Consider the following 21,505-nt stretch of genomic DNA (forward strand, 5'->3'; position numbering starts at 1 on the left):
GACGAGGACGGCATCATGCACATCGAGATGCGCCGCCCCGCAATGCGAAACCCATCAGGTCCGGAATAACGGATATATCCCCCCTTAGGGACCCGGTCTCGGCGAAGCTTGCGAGCCGTAAATTTGCAGGGCACAACTGTATGCGCTGAGTACGACAATTTCTCCGGCGTGTCACTCACTCTTTCGAGTGACAAGTCCGGGAGCGGAATCCCGGATCTAACATTCCGCTCCCGGACGCCTCGTCGCCGTTATGCCTCGGGCATCGGCTCGAGCTTGGTCGGGTCGACCACGCCCCAGTACGCGGCCTTCGCCTGGAGGCGGTCGTCGAAGAACAGCGGCGCCTCGTGCGGGCGCGACACCGGCCAGGACCGCAGCCACGAGACCGCGTCGTACAGGCCCCACATCGTCACCGACTCGAGGTCGTCGGCGCGCTCGCGCAGCACGTCGAAGAGCTCCTTGTAGTACCAGCCCTGCGCGATCAGCCGCTCGGGCGGCGTCGCGGGGAGGCTCTCGGTCATCTCGTTCGAGACCGAGACGTCGAGCTCGGTGATCGTCTGGAGCACCCGCAGCTCCCGGAACAGGTCGATCGACTCGCCCAGCAGGGCCGGGTCGCGCCGGTAGTCCACGTGCGCCTGGTGCCCGATGCCGTCGACCGGCACCCCCTCGCATTTGAGGTGCTGCACCAGGTTGAACATCGCCTCCCGCTTGTCCGGGAACTCGGTGTTGTAGTCGTTGATGAAGAGCTTCACCTTGCGCGGGAAGGCCTTCCGGGCGATCTTGAACGCCTTCTCGATGTACTTGGGGCCGCCGAAGACCTCGTACCAGCGCGAGTGGCGCAGCCCGTCGGGCTGCTCGGGGTCGACCACCTCGTTCACGACGTCCCACGCCCAGATGCGGGAGCCGTAGTGCGCCGCGATCGCCTTGACGTGGGTCTCCAAGCGCTGCAGCAGCAGTGCCTGGTGCGCGCGGCTCTTCACGAGCGGCTCGCCGTTCTCGTCGAGGAACCACCAGGCCGGGGTCTGGTTGTGCCACAGCAGCGTGTGGCCCCAGATCTTCATGCCGTTGGCCTCGGCGAAGTCCACGATCTGGTCGGCCTTGCTGAAGTCGAAGACGCCCTCGGTGGGCTGGATCGATTCAGGCTTCATCTGGTTGCCCGTGGTGACCTGCGCGAAGTGCTTCGCGAGGAGTTCGGCGGGCTTGCCGACCACCTCGGGGGGCTCGACGGCGCAGCCGAAGACGAAGTCGTCGGCGAGGAAGTCCTTGAGCGGCAGCAAGTCTTGGATCTCCGGTTCTGCGATGCGGGTGAGCGTGAAGGCGTCGAGGAGGACCGGAGCGAGGCTCGAGGCGGATTCGACGTAGAACTGCAGTCGGTCGGCGGCCTGGCTGATCGAGTACGTGCCGGAGAACTCGGTCCAGGCGGCGTCGGTGACCGCGGTGTTCCACTTGACGCCCTCGTAGTTCGAGACGCCGCCGACGTCCCGCTGCACCGTGGTGCGCAGGTCCGCGGCGGCCTCGCCTTCGGGCAGGCGCAGGTAGACCTTGAGCTGGTATCGGACGCCGACTTCGATGTGCGTGGTGATGTCGATGGCGGCGCCGTTCCAGGTGGCGGTGCGGCCGGTGATGAGGAGCCGCTGCTCGGGGTCGACGGCGACGGTCGCGGCGCCGCGGCCGGCCCAGCCTTCGGTGGTGCCGGACGAGAAGTCGGTGGAGAGCAGCAGGTCGTCGGCGTGCGCGGGACTCGCGGCGAGGGTGATGAACCCGGCCGGGAGGAGTGCCGCGCCGCCGGCGGCGGCAGCGGCCGAGAGCACCGTACGGCGGCTCGCGGCAGGCGTGGAGGAGGTGGTCGTCATTGAGGGCGCTCCTTCTGGAGTGAGGGGTCCGGCCGCTCCATCACGGGGTCGAACAGAGCAGCGGACTTGTGAGCGCGGCGAAGCCGTGCTTACCGGTCCGCAGCGGCCGGAGGCTGCTTTGAATTCCGAAACTCTCGGAAACTTTCATTCAAAGTATTGATATGTTACGATCCTCTCGTCGGGGCTGTCAAGGCGCCGACCCACCACTGTGGCGGAGATGTGAGGGGCTCTGCCGCAATGAAGAAAGGGGACCGGCCGCAAGGCCGGTCCCCTCATCACTGTAGTGCTCCCTAAGCGCCTTCAGGCTGCTCGATGAGCGTCTGGATGTACAGCGACTCGCCGATCTTCTCGATGATCTCGAGCTGCGTGTCCAGGTAGTCGATGTGGTGCTCCTCGTCCTCGAGGATGCCCTTGAAGAGGTCCCGCGAGACGTAGTCCTTGACCGACTCCATGTGCTCGATGCCGCGCTTGAGGCGGTCGATCGCCTCCACCTCGATGAGGCGGTCGCACTCGAAGATCTCCTTGACCGACTGGCCGATGCGCAGCGGGAAGAGCCGCTGGTAGTTCGGCATGCCGTCGAGGAAGAGAATCCGGTCGGTCAGGACCTCGGCGTGGCGCATCTCGTCGATCGACTCGGACTTGGTGTACTTCGCGAGCTTGGTGTAGCCCCAGTTCTCCTGCATCTTCGCGTGCAGGAAGTACTGGTTGATCGCGGTCAGCTCCGCCGTCAGCTGCTCGTTGAGGAATTCGATGACCTGCTTGTCGCCCTGCATTGCAATCCGTCCTTCGCGGTCCGCCAAGTGCCGGCTCCGTGTCCGACGGTCTCAGACTAGGACCAGGTGGGGGCCCATTTCCAGCCAGGAATGCCTAAAATAGGACAACCTATCCTAACGGAGGACAACCTAAAGCGTCCGTCATTTCCGTAGAATCCGGCGATTCAGGCCGGGCTTTTCTGGAGCCGCGCTCAGGCCGCGGCGGGCACCGAGGACGTGAAATAGCTCTCGATCATGTCGACCAGGCGTTCATGGCAGGTGCCGCAGCTCGTGCCGGCGTCGCAGGCCTCGCCGATGGCCTCTTCGGTGTGCGCGCCCGCGGTGATGCAGTCACGGACTTCGTTCTCGTGGACTGCATGGCAGATGCAGGCGTACATGCACCGACCTCCGGGCAGGTAAGGCTTGACTAATGAAGGCATGCCTAACCTACCCTGCGCTTCCGACGATCGGCAACCCCCGACCGGTGGATCACCCGCACCCGAACGGGCGACCCGCCGCGGTCAGCGGACGAGGGTGCCGAGGACCTTCACGGCGTGCTCGATGCCGGCGTCGTCCACGTCGAGGTGGGTGACCATCCGGCCCCAGTCGGGCCCGAGCACGGAGACCAGCACGCCCTGCTCGGCCGCGGCGCGCGCGACCTGGGCGATGTCGCGGACGCGCAGCAGCACGATGTTGGTCTCGACCTGCGCGGCCTCGCAGACCCCGAAGGGCTCGAGCGAGCGCGCGAGGTGCCGCGCCCGGACGTGGTCGTCCGCGAGGCGCTCGATGTTGTTGGCGAGCGCGTACCGGCCGGCCGCGGCGAGGAACCCGGCCTGGCGCATGCCGCCGCCCAGGCGCTTGCGGATGACGCGGGCGCGTTCGATGCGTTCGGCGTCGGCGATGAGGAGCGAGCCGACGGGGGCGCCGAGGCCCTTGGAGAGGCAGACCGAGACGGTGTCGAAGAGGGCGCCGTACTCGCTGAGCGGGACACCGCTGGCGGCGTGGGCGTTCCAGATGCGGGCGCCGTCCAAGTGCAGGCCCAGGTCGTGGGCGTCCGCGAGGGCCCGGAGGGCGCGCAGTTCCTCGATGGGCTGGACGGTGCCGCCGCCCATGTTGTGGGTGTTCTCGACGGCGATCGCGCGCGTGGTGGTCGAGTAGGGGTGCGGGCGGTTGATCATCGGCTCGACGAGCGCGGTGTCGAGGCGGCCGTTCGCGGAGGTCCAGGTGCGCGAGCTGATGCCGCCGAGCGCGGCGGCGGCGCCCATCTCGAAGTTGACGACATGGGCCTTGACGTCGCAGAGGAGTTCGTCGCCGGGCCGGACCAGGAGCTGCAGGCCGATCTGGTTGGCCATGGAGCCGGTCGGGGTGAAGACCGCGGCCTCCTTGCCGAAGAGCGCGGCGGCCTCGGCCTCGAGGGCGTTGACGGACGGGTCCTCGCCGTACACGTCGTCGCCGACGTCGGCGCTGGTCATGGCCTCGAGCATGGCCGCGGTCGGCCGGGTCACGGTGTCGGAGCGGAGATCGACGATCATGGGCCGACCCTACTGCGGCCAGTGTTCGGGACGCGGTCAGGCGGGTTCGGTGGACATCCCGTCGAGCACGAGGTCGAGCAGGAGGCCTTGGGCGCGTTCGGGTTCCCAGTCGTGGTGGCGTCGCAGGTGCACGTACGGCCAGCAGACGGTGTTGAAGACCAGGTCGCCCGCCTCCTCGGCGTCGGCCTGCGGCGCGAGCGAGCCGTCGGCGGCCCCGTCGAGGAGGAGCCGCACGAGCGGGGCGACGACGTCCTCGAGAGGCTCTTCGAACAGGCCGGTCTCATGAAAGGCCGTGTCGAACGCCGACAGCAGCGCGAGATGGCGATCGAAGACCCCGCACATCGCCTCGAGCGCCTGCCGGAGCCGCACGCGGCCGGTCCCCGTGGCGGTGAGCACGGGCCAGAGTGAGTCCCGGTAGTCGAGGAGGAGGCGCCGGATGAGCTCCCGCCGCAGCTCTTCCTTGCCGCCGACCTGGCGCCAGAGGGTCGCGCGGGAGACGCCGGCGCGGTCGGCCACGTCGCCCATGGTGAGCCGGTCCCAGCCGGTCGACCCGAGCACGTCGGTGGCGGCGGCCAGCAGCTTCTCGTCCATCGTGGTCCTTCCGTGTGCGTCGCGCGCCATCATCCCATGAAACACCGTGTTGCACCGATTGGAACGGTCGGTATCATCAGCGCATGTCCCTTCGGAACCACCTCGTCGACACCACCCCCCTGCGGATCAGCCGCGACTTCCGCTGGCTCTACATCGGCCGCACCGGCCTCCTGGTCGGCGCCATGCTCACCGAGACCGCCCTGATCTGGCAGATCTACCAGCTCAGCGGCTCGAACCTGGCCGTCGGCGCGGCCGCCGCATCGGGCGGCATCGGCATCGTCGCCGGACTCCTCGTCGGCGGCGTCCTCGCCGACCGCTTCGACCGGCGCCGCATCCTCGTCACCGTGCGCGTCCCGGGACTCCTCGTCGCGCTGGCGCTCTTGGTGAACGCCCTCCAGGACGAGCCGCTGCTGTGGTTTCTGTTCGCGGCCGTCATCGCCGACACGTTCCTCGCCGGCCTCAGCATCCCCGCCTCCTTCGCGGCCGTGCCCTCTCTCGTCGGCCAGGAGAACGTCGCCAGCGCCTCGGCCCTGAACGGCCTCACGGGCCAGCTCGCCGGCATCGCCGGGCCGGCCCTCGCGGGCGTGGTGATCGCGGCTGGCGGCACCGAGTGGTGCTACGGCCTCAACGTGGTCGGGTTCGTGGTCTTCGCGGTGGCGATGACCTTCGTCGGGCCGATGCCGCCGGACCACGGCGGCGAAGACGAGGAGGCGTCGAGCTCGTACTCGCTCAAGGACGCGTTCGCGTTCGTGCGGCGCAACAAGATCGTGGCCGGGGTGCTGCTCATCGACATCATGCCGATGCTGTTCGCGTATCCGAAGGGCCTGTTCCCGGCGCTGGCGACCGAGCAGTTCCACGGCGGGGCGGTGGCGTTCGGGCTGCTCTCGGCGGCCGCCGGCGTCGGCGCGTTCCTCGCCGCCGCGTTCAGCGGGAAGGTCACCAAGGCCGCCAGGCCCGGTTTCGTCGTCATCATCGCGGCGAGCATGTGGGGCGCGGCCATGGTGGGTCTGGCGCTGTCGCCCTGGCTCGCACTGGGGCTCGTGTTCCTGGCGATCTCCGGGGCGAGCGACCTCGTCTCCGAGGTGCTGCGCACGGGGTTGCTGCAGAACCACACGCCGGACCGGCTGCGCGGACGCGTCACCAGCCTGTGGCTGGCCCAGGCGACGGTGTCGCCGGCGCTCGGCAACCTGCAGGCCGGGGCGCTCGCGGGGCCGCTGGGACTCGGCGGCGCGATCCTGGCGGGCGGCGTCGCGTGCGTCGCCGGCGTGGCGGTCGTGGGCTGGAAGCTCCCGGCGTTCCGGCGGGCGAGCATGCTGCCCTTGGCGACGCTTGCGAGCCGTAACTGAGTTGAGCCCCGCAGCCGGAGGCCGCGGCGGTCTAGCGGCCTCTTAGTACGGGTTGTCGCCGTTGCCGATGCCGAGCACCGGCAGGTACATCCGCTCGCCGTCGGCGGTGAAGCCGTCGTAGACGATGTCGAACAGGTCCTGGATGCCGAAGGCGCGCAGGGCGTCCACCATCATGTGCGCGGCCTGGTTGGTGGCGGTGCGGTCGGTGGAGTTGAAGCTGCGCGACCAGTTCGGCTGGGTGCCGCTGGGGGCGCGGAAGCCCATGCTCGGCAGGTTCGAGAGGCCGGAGCGCCAGGAGCCGCTCACGGCGGCGCTGGCCTCGACGCGCAGGCCTCCGTCGACGAACGCGGCGACGTACCGCGCCGACCAGTCGCCGGTGCGCAGGAGCACGGTGCCGGCGGTGTCGACCACGGGCACGTCGGCGGCCATGTCGGCCAGCAGGGACGAGAGCCGCTCGGTGAACTCGCCCATGTCCTGGCAGGCGGGCTCGGGCGGGCGCTGGCCGGTGCGGGCGTAGGCGGCCCAGCCGGAGACGTCGCCCTTGCCGACGGCGTGCGCCTCCAGCTGCTCGAAGAGCTCGGGCGAGAGGAGGCGGAGGGTGACGCCGCCGTGGAAGCGGCGCAGGTGCAGTTCGAAGATGAGGCCGTCGCGGTACCAGCGGATCCAGGGGCCGCCGTCGCCGCCGCGGATCTCGGGGGCGCCGAGTTCGCTCATCATGGTGCGCAGCACTTCGCGGAAGATGAGGGTGCGGTGCTGCTCGCCCTGGCGGCCGCGTTCGGCGGAGCGCAGGACCATGACCTCGATGGAGTAGAAGTCGGCGCGTCCGGCGACCGGGGTCTGGGGCGGGACGGAGTCGGCGATGGCGTTGCCGGTGTCGTAGCCGGTCTCCGCGCGCCACATGCCGATGTCGACCTCGGCGGAGCGCACCTGCCAGCCGAGGTCGGTCATGGCACGCTGCAGGTCCGCCTTGTTCCAGCGCCCGAAGTCGGTCTTTCTGGCCCGGCGGAGCAGGTCTACAAGCTGCGCTTCACTGATCCGGTGTGTGCCGAGCATCCGTTACCGTGCCAATCCGTCCGTAGGTGGGGCTGCGGGCGAAGCCCGGCGTGCCACTGCGGTTAGGGTAGCCTTGCCTGCGGTAGCGGGTCGAGAGGTGAGGGTTGGCAGTTGTCCGATACTGTGCGGCAAGACACGCTTGTCAGCCTACTAGGCGGCAGGCGCGGAGCCTTCGACGCCACCGCTCCGGTGGTGGTGTTCATCCTCACTTGGATGGTCTCCGGTAACTCGATCGCTTGGGCCGCAGGGGCTTCGCTCCTTTCGGCAGGAGTCATCGCATTCGTCCGGTTCAAGCAGCGCCAGAAGCCGCGGGCGGTGGTCCTCGGCCTCTTGAGCGTCGCGGTCGCATGCCTGATCGTCCTCTACACCGGACGCGCGCAGGACATCCTCCTCCCCCGCATCGTCTCCAACGCCGCCAGCGCCCTCGTCTGGGCGGGCTTCATCGTCTTCCGCCGCCCGCTCCTCGGCCTCATCGTCGGCGGCCTCCTGGGCCAGAAGACCCGCTGGCGCCGCGACCCGCACCTCCTCCGCGCCTACAGCGCGGCGTCCTGGGTGTGGGTGGCGATGTACGCGCTCCGCGTGGCGATCCTGACCCCGTTCTGGAACAGCGACGAGGAGCGCCTCGCCGTCGTCGCCGGCGGCGTCGCCCAGGTCGCGCTCTCCTGGCCCCTCCTCGTCCTCTGCCTCATCGCGAGCGGCTGGGTCATCCGCGCGGTCCTCCCCGACGACCACCCGGGCATCCGCCACCCCCTGGATCCGGCCGAGTCCCCCGCCCCGGAGAAGACCGCACCGTAACGCGATCCCCTTCCGCCCCAAGCGAAACGAATTCCGGTCGGTTTTCCGACAGTGCGCGTTTCGCTGACCCGATCTCCTTGTGTGCAGCCATACACTCAACAACATGGAACGCAGCACTCAAGCTCTGTGGGATCCGCTACTGAGCGATGAGGACCAGGACGCACTCAAGCCGGAGGCGCACACGGTCTCGTACCCGAAGGGCGCGACGCTCATGAAGATCAACGAGCACTCGGACTACGTGGTCTACCTCCGTTCGGGCCATGTGAAGTCCTGTACGAGCGACCCGCGGGCGATTTTCGGCATCCACGGCCCCGGCTCGGTCCTCGGCGACCTGGCCCCGCTCACCGGCGAGCCCCGCTCGGCGGACCTGGTCGCGTTGACGCCGATCGACGTGCTGCACATCCCCGGCGACAGGTTCATCAAGTTCCTCCTCGTGAATCCGCAGACCCACCTCGCGGTGACGCAGCGGCTCGCGAAGCGGGTGCGCGAGATGAGCGAGGTCCAGGAGGAGTCGTTCATGACGAGCGAACGCCGTCTCGCCCGGGCGATGCTCCGGATCATCGATTCGGGCATCGGCAAGGAAGGCGAGAACGGACTGGTGATCGCCGGATTCACCCAGGACGACCTGGCCGATCTCGCCCGCATCTCGCGGGAGTCGGTCTCCGCGGTGATCCGGCAGTTCAAGACCCGCGGCACCATCGCGACCGGACGCGTCAGATTCACCATCCGCGACACTGCAGCGATCGAGGCGCTGGCCATGCGCCGGGACCGCTCCCTCATCTAGCCCCGGAATGGAATGATCGCCATGTCGGACTTCAACGTCATCGAGCTCATGACCGCGATCGTCGGCTCTGTCGCGGCGGGGGCCGCCGTGACCAGTGCCGTGATCCAGCTCAAGGCGGTGAAGCTCGAACTGGAGACGAAGCAGAAGGATCAGGCCGTCCAGGAACCCTCGAACCACCCGAAGCAATCGGCAGATGGGAAACCACCGCAGTGAACCGAGTCCGGGGCGAGATCTTCAACGGGTTCAAGTTGATAGAACTGCTCCGCAACCATGTTCCGCAGGATTTCAATCCGGACGACTTCGTGATCGCGGGCAGCGCGCGACTGTGGGTCGGCGGCGTGACCAGGCATCTGTCCGATCTCGACCTCCTGGCCCGGCCCGGGAGCGACACCTGGCGGCGGGCCAAGGAACTCGCGTTCATCCACGCACCGGTGTTCCTGGACGAGCCGCTGCGCGTGAGCGACTACTCGGGAGACAAGATCGCCCGGCTCTACGCGGGGGTCGTCGAGGTGTGCGACAAGTGGGTGCTGCCCGGCAGCGACACGCACGAGCTCATCGACCACGCCGACGTCTTCGACGGCTTCCGCTACCTGACGGTCGCGGATGTCGTGGCGTACAAGCGGTACCTGAACCGCCCGAAGGACCATGCGGACCTGCGGGTGCTCGCTGGTTTCGGCTACGGCACCGGGTTCGAGCCGGTCAGGCGGTGAACTCCTTACGTTCAGTCTTCGCGGATCACCGCGCATTCGCCGGGTTCGAGGGGGCGGGTCGGGGCCCATGGGTTGCCGGTGAGGAGGTCGCGGCCGGCGGCGGGGACGTTGGCGGGGGCGTCGCTGTGGTTGATGGCGAAGAGGTAGCTGCGGCCGTCCTCATGGGAGCGGCGTACCAGTTCCAGGTTCTCGGGGGCTTCCGGGAACTCGCCCGTGACGCCGACGGCCGCTAGGAGCGGGTCGAGGTCGGTGATGCGGGTGGCGAGGTACCAGACCTCGCCGTCGCCGAGCCGGCGGCGGAAGACGGCGCCGGTTCCGGGGTAGTCCTTGAAGTCGGCGACGACCTCGGCGTCGAGGGCGTGGGTCACCTCGGACCAGGTCTCGCCTTCCCAGCCGTTGTCGAGGGCGACCTTGTCGCCCTTGGGGACCGGGACGAACTCCTCGACGCGGATGCCCATGAGGCCGCCGAGGGCGCCCGGCAGGCCGGGGTGGACGTGGTCGTTGCTGTCGACGATGCCCGAGTAGGGGCCGACGACGAGGGTGCCTCCGCGTTCCACGTAGGCGCGCAGGTTCGCGTCGTCGTCGAGGAGGTACAGGTGCGGCGCGAAGACGTGCGTGTAGCGGCTCAGGTCCCATTCGGGGTTCACCAGGTCCGTGGTGACGCCGCGCCGCCAGAGGGCGGCGTGCCAGCGCCGCAGTTCCGGGTAGGTGGTCATGTCGGAGGAGGGCTGACCGGGCGTGTCGGCGGCCCAGCAGGAGTTGAAGTCGAGGAGGATCGCGGCGCGGGAGTCCACTGTCGAGCCTTTGACCTCGCCGAGGAGCTTGAGCCAGGCGCCGAGTTGCTTGACCTCGCGGAAGACCCGAGAGTCGGGTCCGCCGTGGGGCAGCATCGCGGAGTGGTAGCGCTCGGCGCCGTAGCGGGAGGCGCGCCATTGGAAGAACATGGCGCCTTCGGAGCCGCGGGCCACATAGGACAGGGAGTGGCGCAGGAGGTCGCCGGGGCGCTTGGCGAAGTAGCCGCGGCGCCAGGCGGAGGAGTTCGTGGACTGCTCCATGAGGAGCCAGGGGTCGCCGTCGGCGAGGCCGCGGGTGGCGTCGGCGCCGAACGCGGCCTGCGCGGGCCAGCCGATCGGGTCGTCCGGGAGGAGGTAGTGGTCGGAGGCGACGAGCCGGTTCGGGCCCGTCGTGTGCTCGCGCCAGCGGTGGTAGTCGGCGCCGGTGAAGTTGCCGGTGACCATGAAGTTGGTGGTGATCGGCTTGCCGGGGCTGTGGGCTTCGATCGCTTCGGCTTCGGAGCGGAAGAGCGCGAGGAGCGCGTCGGAGGAGAAGCGGCGGAAGTCGAGGAGCAGTCCGGGGTTGGGGGTCTCGGCGCAGATGCGCGGGGGCAGGACCTGGGACCAGTCGCTGTAGGTCTGGGACCAGAACGTGGTGCCCCACGCGCGGTTGAGGCCGTCGAGGTCGCCGTGCCGCTCGGTGAGCCAGGCGCGGAAGGCTTCTGCGGCGAAGTCGCAGGTGCAGGAGCGGTAGTACTCGTTGCCGACGTGCCACATGGCGAGCGCGGGGTGGTCCGCGTACCGCTCGGCGAGGCGGGAGGCCATGTCGACCACGGCCGCCCGGTAGACCGGCGCGTGCGGGCAGTACTCGGCGCGTGCGCCGGAGTTGAGCCTGACGCCCTCCGGGTTGACGGGGAGGGTCTCGGGGTGGGCCTGGGAGAACCAGGGCGGGGGTGAGGCGGTGGACGTGGCGAGGTCGGCCTGCACGCCGCCCGCGGCGAGGAGGTCCATGATGGCGTCGAGCTGGGTGAAGTCCCACTCCCCCGGGCCGGGATTGATGCCGGCCCAGGCGAAGATGTTGACGCTGACCAGGTTGACCCCGGCCTCGCGCATGAGTCGGAGGTCCTCGTCCCAGGTCTCGCGGGGCCACTGCTCGGGGTTGTAGTCGCCGCCGAAGGCGAGGCCCTCGACCGTGGGGATGATGTCGGTGTTCCTTGGTGCCACGAGTGGTCCTTCGGGGTTCGCCGCGTTCGGGAGGGTCGCCGCCGATGTGACAGCGCTTTCCAAGGGGCGATTCTGCCCTTCGTGGCTCCGCAAGTCAAGGGCGGCTTCAGTGACCGGTCAAGGGGCCTGGCGGTACGGCGGCAGGCCGCGCTTGTACGCGTCCCAGATGCTGCGCATCACGAAGATCTTCTCGTCGAGCTCGTCGTCGGTCGAGAGCACGCGGCCCGAGTAGGGGGCCTGCAGGCGCCACGGCTTCTGCTCGGGGTCGAGGAGGTACACCACGGGCACGGTGCGGCTGGCCCGCCGCTCGGCCCGGATGTCCGCGATGTCCGTCCACGCGGCGAAGCGCTCAGTGTGCTTCTGGGAGGCAACGGCTTTGAGCGGGTGGATGCCGCGCTCGTCGAGCACGACGCCGCGGCCGCGCGCCCCCGCGTACGCCGCTCCCAGCGCGACGCCGATCGCGAAGAGGAACAGCGCCAGCAGCGTGTAGTGGTACCAGTGGCCGACGGCGAGCATGTACGCCACGGCCGGGACGAGGGCGGCGAACAGCGAGAGGCCGGAGAGGAACAGCGCCCGACCGAGCACCTGGCGCGTCGTCGGTCGAAATGTGATCTTGACGGCCACGTCCACCCCCACCAGGCTTGTGCCGCTCCTGTACAGCTGATCGTGCCACGTTCCGCGGGCACGTCAAGCGACAATCCGACAGAAACCGGACCGGCCACTTTGCGTACCCCGGGCCCGGGTGTGTCAGGCTGGTGCCATGACGAGTACCGATGCCTCCACCGGTCCGATCCTCGCCGGCCCGCGCAGCGGCCGCAGGCTGCGGGTCCGCCGCCCGGCGGCGGTCACCGGCGCGGCCTTCGTGGCCTGGCTGACGGTGCTGCCGCTGTCCGTGTCCCTCATCGTCGAGCGGCCGTTCTGGGGCGCGTTCTCGGTGGCGGCGGGCCTCGCGCTCATGCTCGTGCCGGTCGCGGTCTCCATGTGGGCGTGGCGCTCGGGGATCGACGTCACCCGCGAAGGCATCGCGATCCGCGGCCTGTTCTCCAGCCGCACGATCGCCTGGAAGCACATCGACGGGTTCGCGCACGGCAACGAGGGCGTGGCGGCCATATTGGACGACCAGTCCCAGGTGCGCCTCGACCCGCTCAAGCCCGAGAACCTGCCCCAGGTGCTCGCCATCGGCGGCCAGGAGCTCCGGAAGGGCGAAGCCGGCTAGTAGCCGTCGCTGACCACGTTCTCCAGCGGCTCGCCCGCCGCGAAGCGGCGGATCTGCGCGCCGATCGGCGCATAGGCGCGGTCGAGGGTGCCGTCCACCGAAGCGCCCGCGTGCGGGGTGATGAGCGCGCCCTCGAGGTCCCAGAGCGGGTGGTCCGCCGGGAGCGGCTCGGGGTCCACGACGTCGACGGCGCAGCGCAGCCGCCCGGACGCGACCTCCGCGACGAGGGCGTCCGTGTCCACGATCGGGCCGCGGGCGGCGTTGACCAAGAGCGCGCCGTCCTTCATGCGGGACAGGAACTTCGCGTCCACGAGGCCGCGTGTGGCGTCGGTCAGCGGCAGGATCAGGACCACCACGTCGAACTCGGGCAGCAGCGTCTCGATCGCGTCGATCGGGTGCACGCCCGGCCGTCCGCGACGGGCCACCTTCTCGACCTCGACGCCGAGCACGGTGAGCACCTCGGCGACCTTCTCGCCGATGTCCCCCGCGCCCACGACGAGCGCGCGCTTCCCGACGACGGTGGTCGTCCACTCGACCTTCCACTCGTGGCGGGACTGCTTGCGCGCGAACACGTCGAAGCCGCGCATGGAGGCGATGACCGCGCCGATCGTCCACTCGGCGGTCACGCCGGTGTGCACACCGCGCGCGTCGCAGAGCTGCACGCCGGGCGGGACGGCCGGGACCCAGACCTCGGCCCCGGCGCTCAGGAGCTGGATCGCCTTGAGCGAGGCCATGTCCCGCAGCGGGGTCGTGACCTTCGACTGGGCCAGGAACGGCGGCACCCAGAAGTCGAGCGACGCCGGATCGGAGGGGTAGTCGCCGCGCCCGTCGTAGACCTCGACCTCGACGCCTTCGGGAAGCGGGCCGAGCAGCGCGCGGCCCTCCTCGTGTGCGATCCAAACCTTCACGGCCACAGTCACGTCCTCCCGATCGACCGTCCGTATCCTATAGGATATAGGTCTCAGGCCTGAAAGCGGTTAGCCGCGCCCCCGATCGGGGAACCGTGGGGCGTGGAAAACTGCGCCGCCGCCCCGCCGGCACCGACCTATACTCTTGGGGCCATGCGCAGGTTGCTCTCGGCCGCGGCGGCTGCGGCCGCCGCCCTCACGCTCGCCTCATGCTCCTTCGGCGAGCCCCCCGAGCCCGAGACCGGCGAGCCCCCGAACCTCCCCACCCCCACCGGCGAACCGCAGGAGCAGACCTCGTTCATGGACGTCGTCGCCGAAGACCTCGAAGCCCCCTGGGGCCTCGACTTCCTCCCCGACGGCACCGCCATCGTCGGCGAGCGCACCACCGGACGCCTCCTCACCATCCCCCTCGCCGAGGACGGCACCGCCGGCGAACCCGAGGAACTGCGCACCGTCGACATCGACGACCTCGGCGAAGGCGGCCTCCTCGGCCTCGCCGTCTCCCCCGAGTACGACACCGACACCACCGTCTACGCCTACTACACCACCCCCACCGACAACCGCATCGCCAAGATCGACACCAGCACCGACGCCGCCCCCGAACCGATCCTCACCGGCATCCCCGCCGGACCCGACCAGAACGGCGGCGCCCTCGAGTTCGGCCCCGACGGCTTCCTCTACGCCGCCACCGGCGACGCCGGCGACGGCATGGCCGCCCAGGACCCGGAGTCCTTGAGCGGCAAGATCCTCCGCATCACCCCCGAAGGCGAACCCGCCCCCGGCAACCCCTTCCCCGACTCCCCCGTCTACACCCTCGGCCACCGCACCGTCGAAGGCCTCGCCTGGAACGCCGCCGGCCGGCTCTACGCCACCGAGATCGGCCTGGACGTCGCCGACGAGGTCAACCTCATCGAACCCGGCGGCAACTACGGCTGGCCCCACTTCGAAGGCGCCGACACCGAAGACGCCTACACCGACCCCGTCCTCACCTGGGAGCCCTTCGAGGCCTCCTGCGCCGGCGCGGTCTTCCTCGACGACACCCTCGTCACCGCCTGCCTGCGCGGCCAGCGCCTCTGGACCGTCCAGTTCGACGCCTCCGGCACGCCCGCAGGCGAGCCGCAAGCCGTCGCCGTCAACGAATTCGGTCGACTACGATCGGTCACCATGGGTCCGGACGGGATGCTCTGGGTGACCACCTCGAACCGCGACGGCCAATGCACCGAAGAACGCGGCTGCACCCCCCACGACACCGACGACCGGATCATCCGGTTCGCCACCGGCTACGCGGCCCAGGGAAGGGTCTGAGCCGCAACCCACCCGACCAGCCCACCGCCAGGAAGGCACTAGATGAACGACCGGCTCGCCGCCGCACTGCACCGCACCGAGGACGCCGCCCGATCCGCCGGGAGGCGCGTCAAGTCCTTGTGGGGCAGATCGAGAGCGGGCTGGTCGCGACTGCGGCGCTCCGACCGTGCCAGGCAGTTCGCCGTCGTCGCCGCGATCCTCCTCGTCGGCACCGGCGCCGCCGCCGGCGGCCTCGCCCTCGTGGGCGGCACCAAGGCCGACATCGGGCCGTTCGACACCACCGTCTCGCTCCACCCCGACCTCTCCGGCGAGACCGTCGTGACCATCCCGCCCCTCGGCGACGTCATCTTCGACAGCCACGACGGGCCCGTCGGCCTCAACCTCAGCCTCGACTCCGTCGACCCCAACGAGGCGCAGGACATCATCAACACCCCCGGCGGCGTCACCAGCGCCTCCAAGAGCCTCGCCTCCGACGTCACCGACGCCGTGGTGCGGGTCGTCGTCGAAGCCCTGGCCATCGTCACCCTCTGCGGCCTCCTCGTCGGCGCACTCGCGTTCCGCACCATGCGGCGCACGCTCCTCACCGGCGTCACCTCGCTCGCGGTCACGGCCTCGCTCATGGGGTACGCGGCCACGACCCTGCGCACCGAGTCGATCTCGCAGCCCCGCTACGAAGGCCTGCTCGCCTACGCGCCCAGCGTGGTCGGCAACGCCGAGGACATCGCCGTGAACTACGAGGAGTACGTGGCGAACCTGCAGAAGTTCGTCACGAACATCTCCGAGTTCTACGCGCTGGCGATGGACATGCCGCAGCTGGGCATCCAGGACGACTCGATCCGGGTGCTGCACGTCTCCGACATCCACCTGAACCCCTCGGCCTGGCACCTCATGGAGTCGGTCGTCGACCAGTTCGACATCAACGCGGTGGCCGACACCGGCGACATGAACGACTGGGGCTCGGAGCAGGAGGCCGAGATCTTCTCGCAGGGCGTGGAGCAGATCAACGTGCCGTACGTGTTCGTGAAGGGCAACCACGACTCGGTGACGACCGTGGCGGCGCTCTCGGCCTACGACAACGTGGTCGTGCTCGACGGCGAGGTGCGGGAGATCGCGGGCTTGAACTTCGGCGGGGTCGCCGACCCGCGGTTCACGCCGGACAAGGGCGCGCAGCCCTCGAGCGAGTACGCGCAGCAGATGCTCACCGAGTCCGGAGAGCGCCTGGCGCAGACGATCACCGACGCGGGCGGGGCCGACGTGGCGATGGTGCACGAACCGGCGATGGCCGACCCGCTCGCCGGAGTGGTGCCGCTGGTCCTGGCCGGGCACACGCACGAGCGGGCGGTGCACGACCTCGGCGACGGCACCACGCTCATGGTCGAGGGCTCCACGGGCGCGGCCGGGCTGCGGAACTTCCAGTCCGACGACCCGATGCGCATGGAGATGGACGTCCTCTACTTCGACCCGGTCACCAAGGCGCTCACCGCGTACGACTCGATCTCGGTCGGGTCGGGCACGGAGACGGACGTGACCCTCGACCGCACGGTGATCCCGACCGAGGACCAGGTCAACGAGGCCGAGATACAGGGCAGCACGGAACCCGCTGCGCCGCAGCGGGACTGAGCACTGCTCCGGCCCCGGCGACACTTTGAGGTCTTCTTGAGTTAACTCGGGGTTCAGTTCGAGCCGCCCCGGTTTCACTCATCGCGTTCCCTACGAATAGGAGCGCCGATGAGCGAAACGGGCATGCCGCCTGGCACCGCATCGGGTCAGCTGCGCCGCACCGCGAGCGCACTGCACTCGTTCAACAGGTTCGAGATCAAGTACCTCCTCTCGTACGAGGAGGTGCCGCGGCTGCGCGAGGAGCTGGCCGCGCGCATGGTGGCCGACCCGTTCACGACGCGCGGCGGGTACCCGGTCACGAGCCTCTACTACGACTCGGCGTCGTTGCGGTACTACTGGGAGAAGATCGAGGGCCTGCGGTTCCGCCGCAAGCTGCGGGTGCGCGCCTACGGTGAGCGGCACGAGCTGCGCGACGACTCCCCGGTGTTCGTCGAGATCAAGCAGCGGGTCAACCGGGTGACCCAGAAGCGGCGCATGAAGATCCCGTACGGCGCGGCGCGCCGGCTGTGCGACGGCGCCGAACTGGTCGACCACTCCCCCGAGCAGCGGCCGTTCCTCGAGGAGGTCGCAGGCCTGGTCGACGGGCACGGGCTGCGGCCCACCGCGATCACCGCGTACAACCGCGAGGCCTACTTGGGAGCGGACGCCGACCTCGGACTGCGCGTCACCATCGACCACCGGGTGCGCGGACGCGACCGCGACTTCCACCTCGGCGCCGAGGTCGAGAACCGGCTCATCATCCCGCCCCACAAGGCGGTCGTCGAGGTCAAGGCCAACGAGCGGGTCCCGTACTGGGTCACCGACACCGCCGCGCGCCTCGGCATGTCCGTCGTGCGCATCTCCAAGTACTGCCAGAGCATCGAGGCGCACGGCCTGGCCCCGCGCTCGGTGTTCCACCTGCCCGTCGCGGACGACTACCGCGTCCGCGCGAACCCCGCACCCCGCACCGCCTCCGTCTGAACACTCTGAGAAAGCAGCCATGGACTTCCTGACGAACTTCAACGACCTCTCGGCCGAGTTCAGCGTGGCGGACATCGCCATCTCGCTGACCCTGTCGTTCCTGCTCAGCTGCGTGATCGGCATCGTCTACCGCCGCACGCACCAGAACGTCTCGTACAGCCAGTCGTACGTGCAGACGCTCATCATCATGGGCGTGGTCATCGCGGTGATCATGCTCATCGTCGGCTCCAACGTGGCGCGCGCGTTCGCACTCGTCGGCGCCCTCTCCATCATCCGGTTCCGCAACGCCCTCAAGGAGACCCGCGACGTCGGGTACATCTTCCTGGTGATGGGCGTGGGCATGGCCTGCGGGACCCGCTTCTACCTGCTGGCGGTCATCGCCACCGTCGTGGTCTGCCTGGTGCTGCTCATCATGCACCGCTTCGACTGGTTCGCGCACAACGTGCAGCGCCAGGTCGTCAAGGTCCACGTCCCGGCGGACGAGGACTACACCGACCGCATCGACGACGTGCTCATCCGCAACACCGACGAGTTCGAGCAGGTCAGCATCGAGACCATCCGCGGCGGCGCCCTGATCGAGATGACGTACACCGTGCGGCTCAAGAAGGGCAGGAACCCGTCCGGGCTGCTCGGCGAGTTGCGCGACGTGACCTCGGGCCAGCAGGTGACGGTCCTGACCGGTTACGACCAGACGGACCTGTAGCCATGGCGGCCAGAAGCATCCGTCACCGGATCCCGGTGAGCCTCCGGCACCATTGGAAGCTCATCGCCGGCTCGGTCGGGCTCATCGCGGTGCTCACCCTCGTGGTCGGCACGGTGCGGGCCACGGCCCTGGTGTACTCGGACGCGAACGAGGGATTCGTGGTCACCAACGACATCCAGGGCACGGTCGACCTGTTCGACACCGCGGTCGCGCACGAGATCAGCCTCTCCTACAGCGACGCGGACTTCGCGGAGATGCGGGAGGCCTTCGAGGACTCGGGCGAGAAGTCGTGGATCAAAGCCGACATCACCATCGACGGCGTCACGATCTCGGACGTGGGAATCCGGTTGAAGGGCAACTCGACGCTCTCGGCGCTCGGCGGCGGCACGTCGAACGGTGAAGGGGCCGAAGGCGGGCGGATGCCCGGCGGCGGTGAGATGCCCGAGGGTTTGGAACTTCCTGAGGGCATGGAGATGCCTGCGGACGCGGGCGGGATGGAGATGCCCGGCGGCATGGGCGGCGGCTCCGGAAGCTCGATCAGCTTCGACTCCCCCGAGGGCCTGCCGTGGCTCATCGACTTCTCGCAGTACGTCGACGGCCAGGTCTACCAGGGCAACCAGCAGATCAGCCTGCGCGTCGAATCCGGGATGGGCGGCGGGTCGACGTTGAACGAGGCCGTCGCGCTGGAGCTCATCGAGGCCAGCGGCGAGGCGGCCTACGACTGGAACTACGCCACGGTGTCGGTCAACGGCTCCGAGGGCGTCACCCGCCGGGTCGTGGACATCATGGACGTCACCTGGGCCGGGGAGGAGTACGGCGCGGACTCCGGCGTGCTCTACAAGGCCCTCTCCACCGGGACCTTCGCGTACCAGGGCGAGGACCCGGACGACTACGAGGACGACTTCAAGCAGGTCACCATGGAGGGCTCGGCCGACGTGCAGCCGCTCGTGGACTTCCTGGAGTGGCTCGGCGAGGCCGATGACGCGACCTTCGACGCCGAACTCGGCGACTGGGTCGACATCGCGTCCTTCGCGAACTACACCGCACTGCAGAACCTGCTCGCCAACGGCGACGACATGGCGGGCCCAGGGAAGAACTACTACCTCTGGTACGACTACGAAACCGGCCTCATCAGTGTCGTGACCTGGGACGTCGATCTGACGCTCCAGACCGCGGACCTCGCCCCGGACGAGACCGCCTCGATCGGCGGCGGCATGGGCGGCGGCGGCACGGCTCCCGAGCAGGAGGCGGCCGGCGAGACCGGGGAAGCGCAGCCGCCGGGCCAGACGCCCGGCGGCGGCGAGATGCCCGAAGGCATGGAGATGCCGGAGGGCATGGGAGGCGGCATGGGCGGCAACGAGCTCAAGGAGCGCTTCCTGGCGTCCGAGGCCTTCCAGGACGAGTACATGGCGGCGTACAACGAGCTCTACGAGACGCTGTTCGCCTCCGGTGCCGCCCTCGAAGCGGTCGACACCGCGCAGACCGCGGCCGAGCTGAACGGCGCCGACGTCGCCGATGCGGCCGAGTCGCTCAAAGCGGTCATTCAGCAGCGGACCGAGTTCCTCGCCGAGGAGCTCGACGAAGCCTCCACTGCGGAGTGATCACACGGGGAGCGGGCGGTTCCCACCGTTCTGCCCGTTCCCCGTGCGGGCCCGCGCCTTGGGGGAGGCGCGGGCTCCGGCAAGCCGAAGGCCCCGAAACGGCGCGGTTTCGGGGCCTTTTCCTTGGGAATCAACCGGTCAACGCAGGGCCCAGGACCAGGGCCGCGACCGAGAAGTAGATGAGCAGGCCGGTCGCATCGCACAGGGTGGAGACCATCGGCGCGGAGACGAGGGCCGGGTCGATGCCGACCTTCTTCGCCAGGAGCGGCAGCAGCGAGCCGACGAACGTCGACCAGGTGCAGATGACCAGGAGCGTCACCGCGATGATGAGCCCGATGTCCCACCCGTACACGAAGCCGACGACCGGTCCGCCGACGGCCGCGAGCATCGAGCCGAGCAGGAAGCCCACCCGCGATTCGCGCCAGGTGATCCTGAAGGCGTCCGAGAACCGGACCTCGCCGACCGCCATGGCGCGGATGATCGTCACCGACGCCTGCGAACCGGAGTTGCCGCCGGTGCCCGTGAGCAGCGAGATGAACACCGCGAGCACGGTGACGTTCGCGAGGTAGGCCTCGTAGTAGTTGAGGACCGTAACGGTGAGCGAGGCGGAGACGGCCAGGATGAGCAGCCACACGGCGCGGCTGCGCGCCAGCATGAACACGCCGGCCGAGAGGTACGGCCGCTCGAGCGGCTCGGCCGCACCGGCGCGGGCGGCGTCCTCAGTGTCCTCGGCCTCGAGGATCTCCATGGCGTCGTCCCAGGTGATCAGCCCGACGAGGCGGTCCTCGTGGTCGACCACCGAGAGCGCGATGAGGTTGGCCTCCTGGATGAGGCGGGCGGCCTCTTCCTGGTCGGTGTCGGTGGAGACCTGGTAGTGCTCGTCCGCGATGAGGTCGCTGACGGGGAGGTCGGGGTCGGCGCTCACGAGGTCGGCGAGCGTGACGGTGCCGAGGAGCTTGCGGTGCCCGTCGGTCACCGGCAGCACGTCGATGTTCCGGGGGCGTTCGCGCAGGTGCCGGATGCGCTCGATCGCGGCGGCCGCGGACATCGAGGCGCGCAGCGACACGTAGTCGGGCGTCATGATGCGCCCGGCCGACTCGGGCTCGTACCCGAGGAGCTGCGCGGTGATCCGCCGGTCGGCGGCGTTCAGCTGGGACTGGAACCGGGTGGCGACCTTCGCGGGCATCTCGTCGAAGAGCTTGGCCCGGTCGTCGGCCTCCATCGAGTCGAGCAGCTCGCGGACCGTGTCGGTCTTGAGCCCGTCGATGAGCTCCTGCTGGTGGACGGTGTCGAGCTCTTCGAAGACGGCGAGCGCGCGGTCTTTGGGGAGGAGCCGGAACCGCAGGGCCTGTTCGGCCAGGTCCATGCGGGGCAGCTCTTCGGCGAGCACGACGGTCGAGGTGTCGGCGAGTTCCAGTCGGAGCGCCGCGAGCTCGTCTACCGCCGCGGGCGAAATGGGCTGAATGATCTGAGCCATAGCAGCCACCTCCATTACATGAGGAAAGGGCCGTGCCCCGACCTCATGCAGCGGCGCGTTCGCCGCAGGTCAGGCTGCCCGCTTCAATGTAAGAGGACGCGGAGCACGGTAAAAGGGAAATGGGAAGAACACGTCGGTATCTCGACTAGATCCGGGGTCGTCGCCCATGGCCCTCACCTCCTCCGGTCGCGGGTGAGCCTTGCGCGGTCAAGGGTAGCAATCATCTGTGAACAACATCGCTTACTGGGGTGCCCAAAGACTCGCGGCTCACACCGGTACTGAACGGACAGTGAACGCGAAAGGGC

21 protein-coding genes are annotated in these 21,505 nt (G+C 69.2%); 11 read left to right on the forward strand and 10 right to left on the reverse strand.

Annotated elements, in window-relative coordinates:
- Window positions 1-248: 248 nt before the first annotated feature.
- From O2L52_RS22720 to O2L52_RS22740, 5 genes are all read right to left on the reverse strand, one after another.
- The gene (locus O2L52_RS22720) at window positions 249-1,850 is read right to left on the reverse strand and encodes an endo-1,4-beta-xylanase (protein ID WP_270116015.1); all 1,602 of its coding nucleotides are present in this window, start codon (window positions 1,848-1,850) and stop codon (window positions 249-251) included.
- A 290-nt stretch (window positions 1,851-2,140) separates the two neighbouring features.
- Window positions 2,141-2,623 carry a bacterioferritin gene (bfr, locus tag O2L52_RS22725; protein WP_270116017.1) on the reverse strand — a complete coding sequence of 161 codons (483 nt, stop codon included), beginning with the start codon at window positions 2,621-2,623 and terminating at the stop codon, window positions 2,141-2,143.
- Window positions 2,624-2,814: 191 nt separating this feature from the next.
- Complete coding sequence (locus O2L52_RS22730) at window positions 2,815-3,000, reverse strand: (2Fe-2S)-binding protein (RefSeq protein WP_270116018.1); 186 nt, start codon at window positions 2,998-3,000, stop codon at window positions 2,815-2,817.
- A 123-nt stretch (window positions 3,001-3,123) separates the two neighbouring features.
- Window positions 3,124-4,131: a threonine aldolase family protein gene (locus O2L52_RS22735; RefSeq protein WP_344473140.1), complete on the reverse strand. Its 1,008-nt coding sequence runs from the start codon at window positions 4,129-4,131 to the stop codon at window positions 3,124-3,126.
- 39 nt (window positions 4,132-4,170) lie between these two features.
- A complete protein-coding gene (locus O2L52_RS22740) occupies window positions 4,171-4,725 on the reverse strand; it encodes a TetR/AcrR family transcriptional regulator (protein ID WP_270116021.1) in 555 nt (184 codons plus the stop codon).
- Window positions 4,726-4,808: 83 nt separating this feature from the next.
- Here O2L52_RS22740 and O2L52_RS22745 point away from each other — a divergent pair, with 83 nt between their 5' ends.
- Window positions 4,809-6,071, forward strand: a complete 1,263-nt coding sequence (locus O2L52_RS22745; RefSeq protein ID WP_270116023.1) for an MFS transporter — start codon at window positions 4,809-4,811, stop codon at window positions 6,069-6,071.
- 42 nt (window positions 6,072-6,113) lie between these two features.
- Here O2L52_RS22745 and O2L52_RS22750 read toward each other — a convergent pair whose 3' ends face one another.
- Window positions 6,114-7,124: a TY-Chap domain-containing protein gene (locus O2L52_RS22750; protein ID WP_270116025.1), complete on the reverse strand. Its 1,011-nt coding sequence runs from the start codon at window positions 7,122-7,124 to the stop codon at window positions 6,114-6,116.
- A 111-nt stretch (window positions 7,125-7,235) separates the two neighbouring features.
- Between O2L52_RS22750 and O2L52_RS22755 the strand changes: the two genes are divergently transcribed.
- The 4 genes from O2L52_RS22755 (at window position 7,236) to O2L52_RS22770 (ending at window position 9,413) form a co-directional block, all read left to right on the forward strand.
- Window positions 7,236-7,919 (forward strand): DUF3159 domain-containing protein, encoded by a 684-nt coding sequence (locus O2L52_RS22755; RefSeq protein WP_344472999.1) that lies wholly within the window; start codon window positions 7,236-7,238, stop codon window positions 7,917-7,919.
- 103 nt (window positions 7,920-8,022) lie between these two features.
- Window positions 8,023-8,703 carry a Crp/Fnr family transcriptional regulator gene (locus tag O2L52_RS22760; protein WP_270116027.1) on the forward strand — a complete coding sequence of 227 codons (681 nt, stop codon included), beginning with the start codon at window positions 8,023-8,025 and terminating at the stop codon, window positions 8,701-8,703.
- A 21-nt stretch (window positions 8,704-8,724) separates the two neighbouring features.
- Window positions 8,725-8,916 (forward strand): hypothetical protein, encoded by a 192-nt coding sequence (locus O2L52_RS22765; protein ID WP_270116029.1) that lies wholly within the window; start codon window positions 8,725-8,727, stop codon window positions 8,914-8,916.
- Entirely contained in the window at window positions 8,913-9,413 is a 501-nt protein-coding gene (locus tag O2L52_RS22770) for a hypothetical protein (RefSeq protein WP_270116031.1), read from the forward strand. Before O2L52_RS22765 ends, O2L52_RS22770 begins: the two co-directional genes overlap by 4 nt.
- Window positions 9,414-9,424: 11 nt before the next feature.
- Here the strand turns inward: O2L52_RS22770 and O2L52_RS22775 are convergent, their stop codons facing one another.
- Both O2L52_RS22775 and O2L52_RS22780 read right to left on the reverse strand, forming a co-directional pair.
- Window positions 9,425-11,410 carry a beta-galactosidase gene (locus tag O2L52_RS22775; RefSeq protein ID WP_270116032.1) on the reverse strand — a complete coding sequence of 662 codons (1,986 nt, stop codon included), beginning with the start codon at window positions 11,408-11,410 and terminating at the stop codon, window positions 9,425-9,427.
- Between the two features lie 117 nt (window positions 11,411-11,527).
- Entirely contained in the window at window positions 11,528-12,040 is a 513-nt protein-coding gene (locus tag O2L52_RS22780) for a hypothetical protein (protein ID WP_270116033.1), read from the reverse strand.
- 130 nt (window positions 12,041-12,170) lie between these two features.
- Between O2L52_RS22780 and O2L52_RS22785 the strand changes: the two genes are divergently transcribed.
- A complete protein-coding gene (locus O2L52_RS22785; protein WP_270116034.1) occupies window positions 12,171-12,626 on the forward strand; it encodes a hypothetical protein in 456 nt (151 codons plus the stop codon).
- Here the strand turns inward: O2L52_RS22785 and O2L52_RS22790 are convergent.
- Entirely contained in the window at window positions 12,623-13,534 is a 912-nt protein-coding gene (locus O2L52_RS22790) for a 2-hydroxyacid dehydrogenase (RefSeq protein WP_344473142.1), read from the reverse strand. The two genes, O2L52_RS22785 and O2L52_RS22790, sit on opposite strands and share 4 nt — an antisense overlap.
- Window positions 13,535-13,687: 153 nt before the next feature.
- Here O2L52_RS22790 and O2L52_RS22795 point away from each other — a divergent pair, with 153 nt between their 5' ends.
- The 5 genes from O2L52_RS22795 (at window position 13,688) to O2L52_RS22815 (ending at window position 19,723) form a co-directional block, all read left to right on the forward strand.
- Entirely contained in the window at window positions 13,688-14,839 is a 1,152-nt protein-coding gene (locus O2L52_RS22795) for a PQQ-dependent sugar dehydrogenase (protein ID WP_270116037.1), read from the forward strand.
- A gap of 42 nt (window positions 14,840-14,881) precedes the next feature.
- Complete coding sequence (locus O2L52_RS22800) at window positions 14,882-16,459, forward strand: metallophosphoesterase family protein (RefSeq protein WP_270116038.1); 1,578 nt, start codon at window positions 14,882-14,884, stop codon at window positions 16,457-16,459.
- A gap of 108 nt (window positions 16,460-16,567) precedes the next feature.
- On the forward strand, window positions 16,568-17,419 hold the full coding sequence (locus O2L52_RS22805) for a polyphosphate polymerase domain-containing protein (RefSeq protein ID WP_270116039.1): 852 nt from the start codon (window positions 16,568-16,570) through the stop codon (window positions 17,417-17,419).
- Between the two features lie 19 nt (window positions 17,420-17,438).
- Window positions 17,439-18,122, forward strand: a complete 684-nt coding sequence (locus O2L52_RS22810; RefSeq protein WP_270116040.1) for a DUF4956 domain-containing protein — start codon at window positions 17,439-17,441, stop codon at window positions 18,120-18,122.
- Window positions 18,123-18,124: 2 nt separating this feature from the next.
- Window positions 18,125-19,723 carry a CotH kinase family protein gene (locus O2L52_RS22815; RefSeq protein WP_270116041.1) on the forward strand — a complete coding sequence of 533 codons (1,599 nt, stop codon included), beginning with the start codon at window positions 18,125-18,127 and terminating at the stop codon, window positions 19,721-19,723.
- A 130-nt stretch (window positions 19,724-19,853) separates the two neighbouring features.
- On the opposite strand, the gene mgtE is transcribed toward O2L52_RS22815, so the two are convergent.
- Entirely contained in the window at window positions 19,854-21,200 is a 1,347-nt protein-coding gene (gene mgtE / locus O2L52_RS22820; RefSeq protein WP_270116042.1) for a magnesium transporter, read from the reverse strand.
- Window positions 21,201-21,505 lie beyond the last annotated feature (305 nt).

Origin of the sequence: Glycomyces algeriensis, assembly GCF_027622855.1 — a bacterium.
Taxonomy (GTDB): Bacteria; Actinomycetota; Actinomycetes; order Mycobacteriales; family Micromonosporaceae; genus Glycomyces; species Glycomyces algeriensis.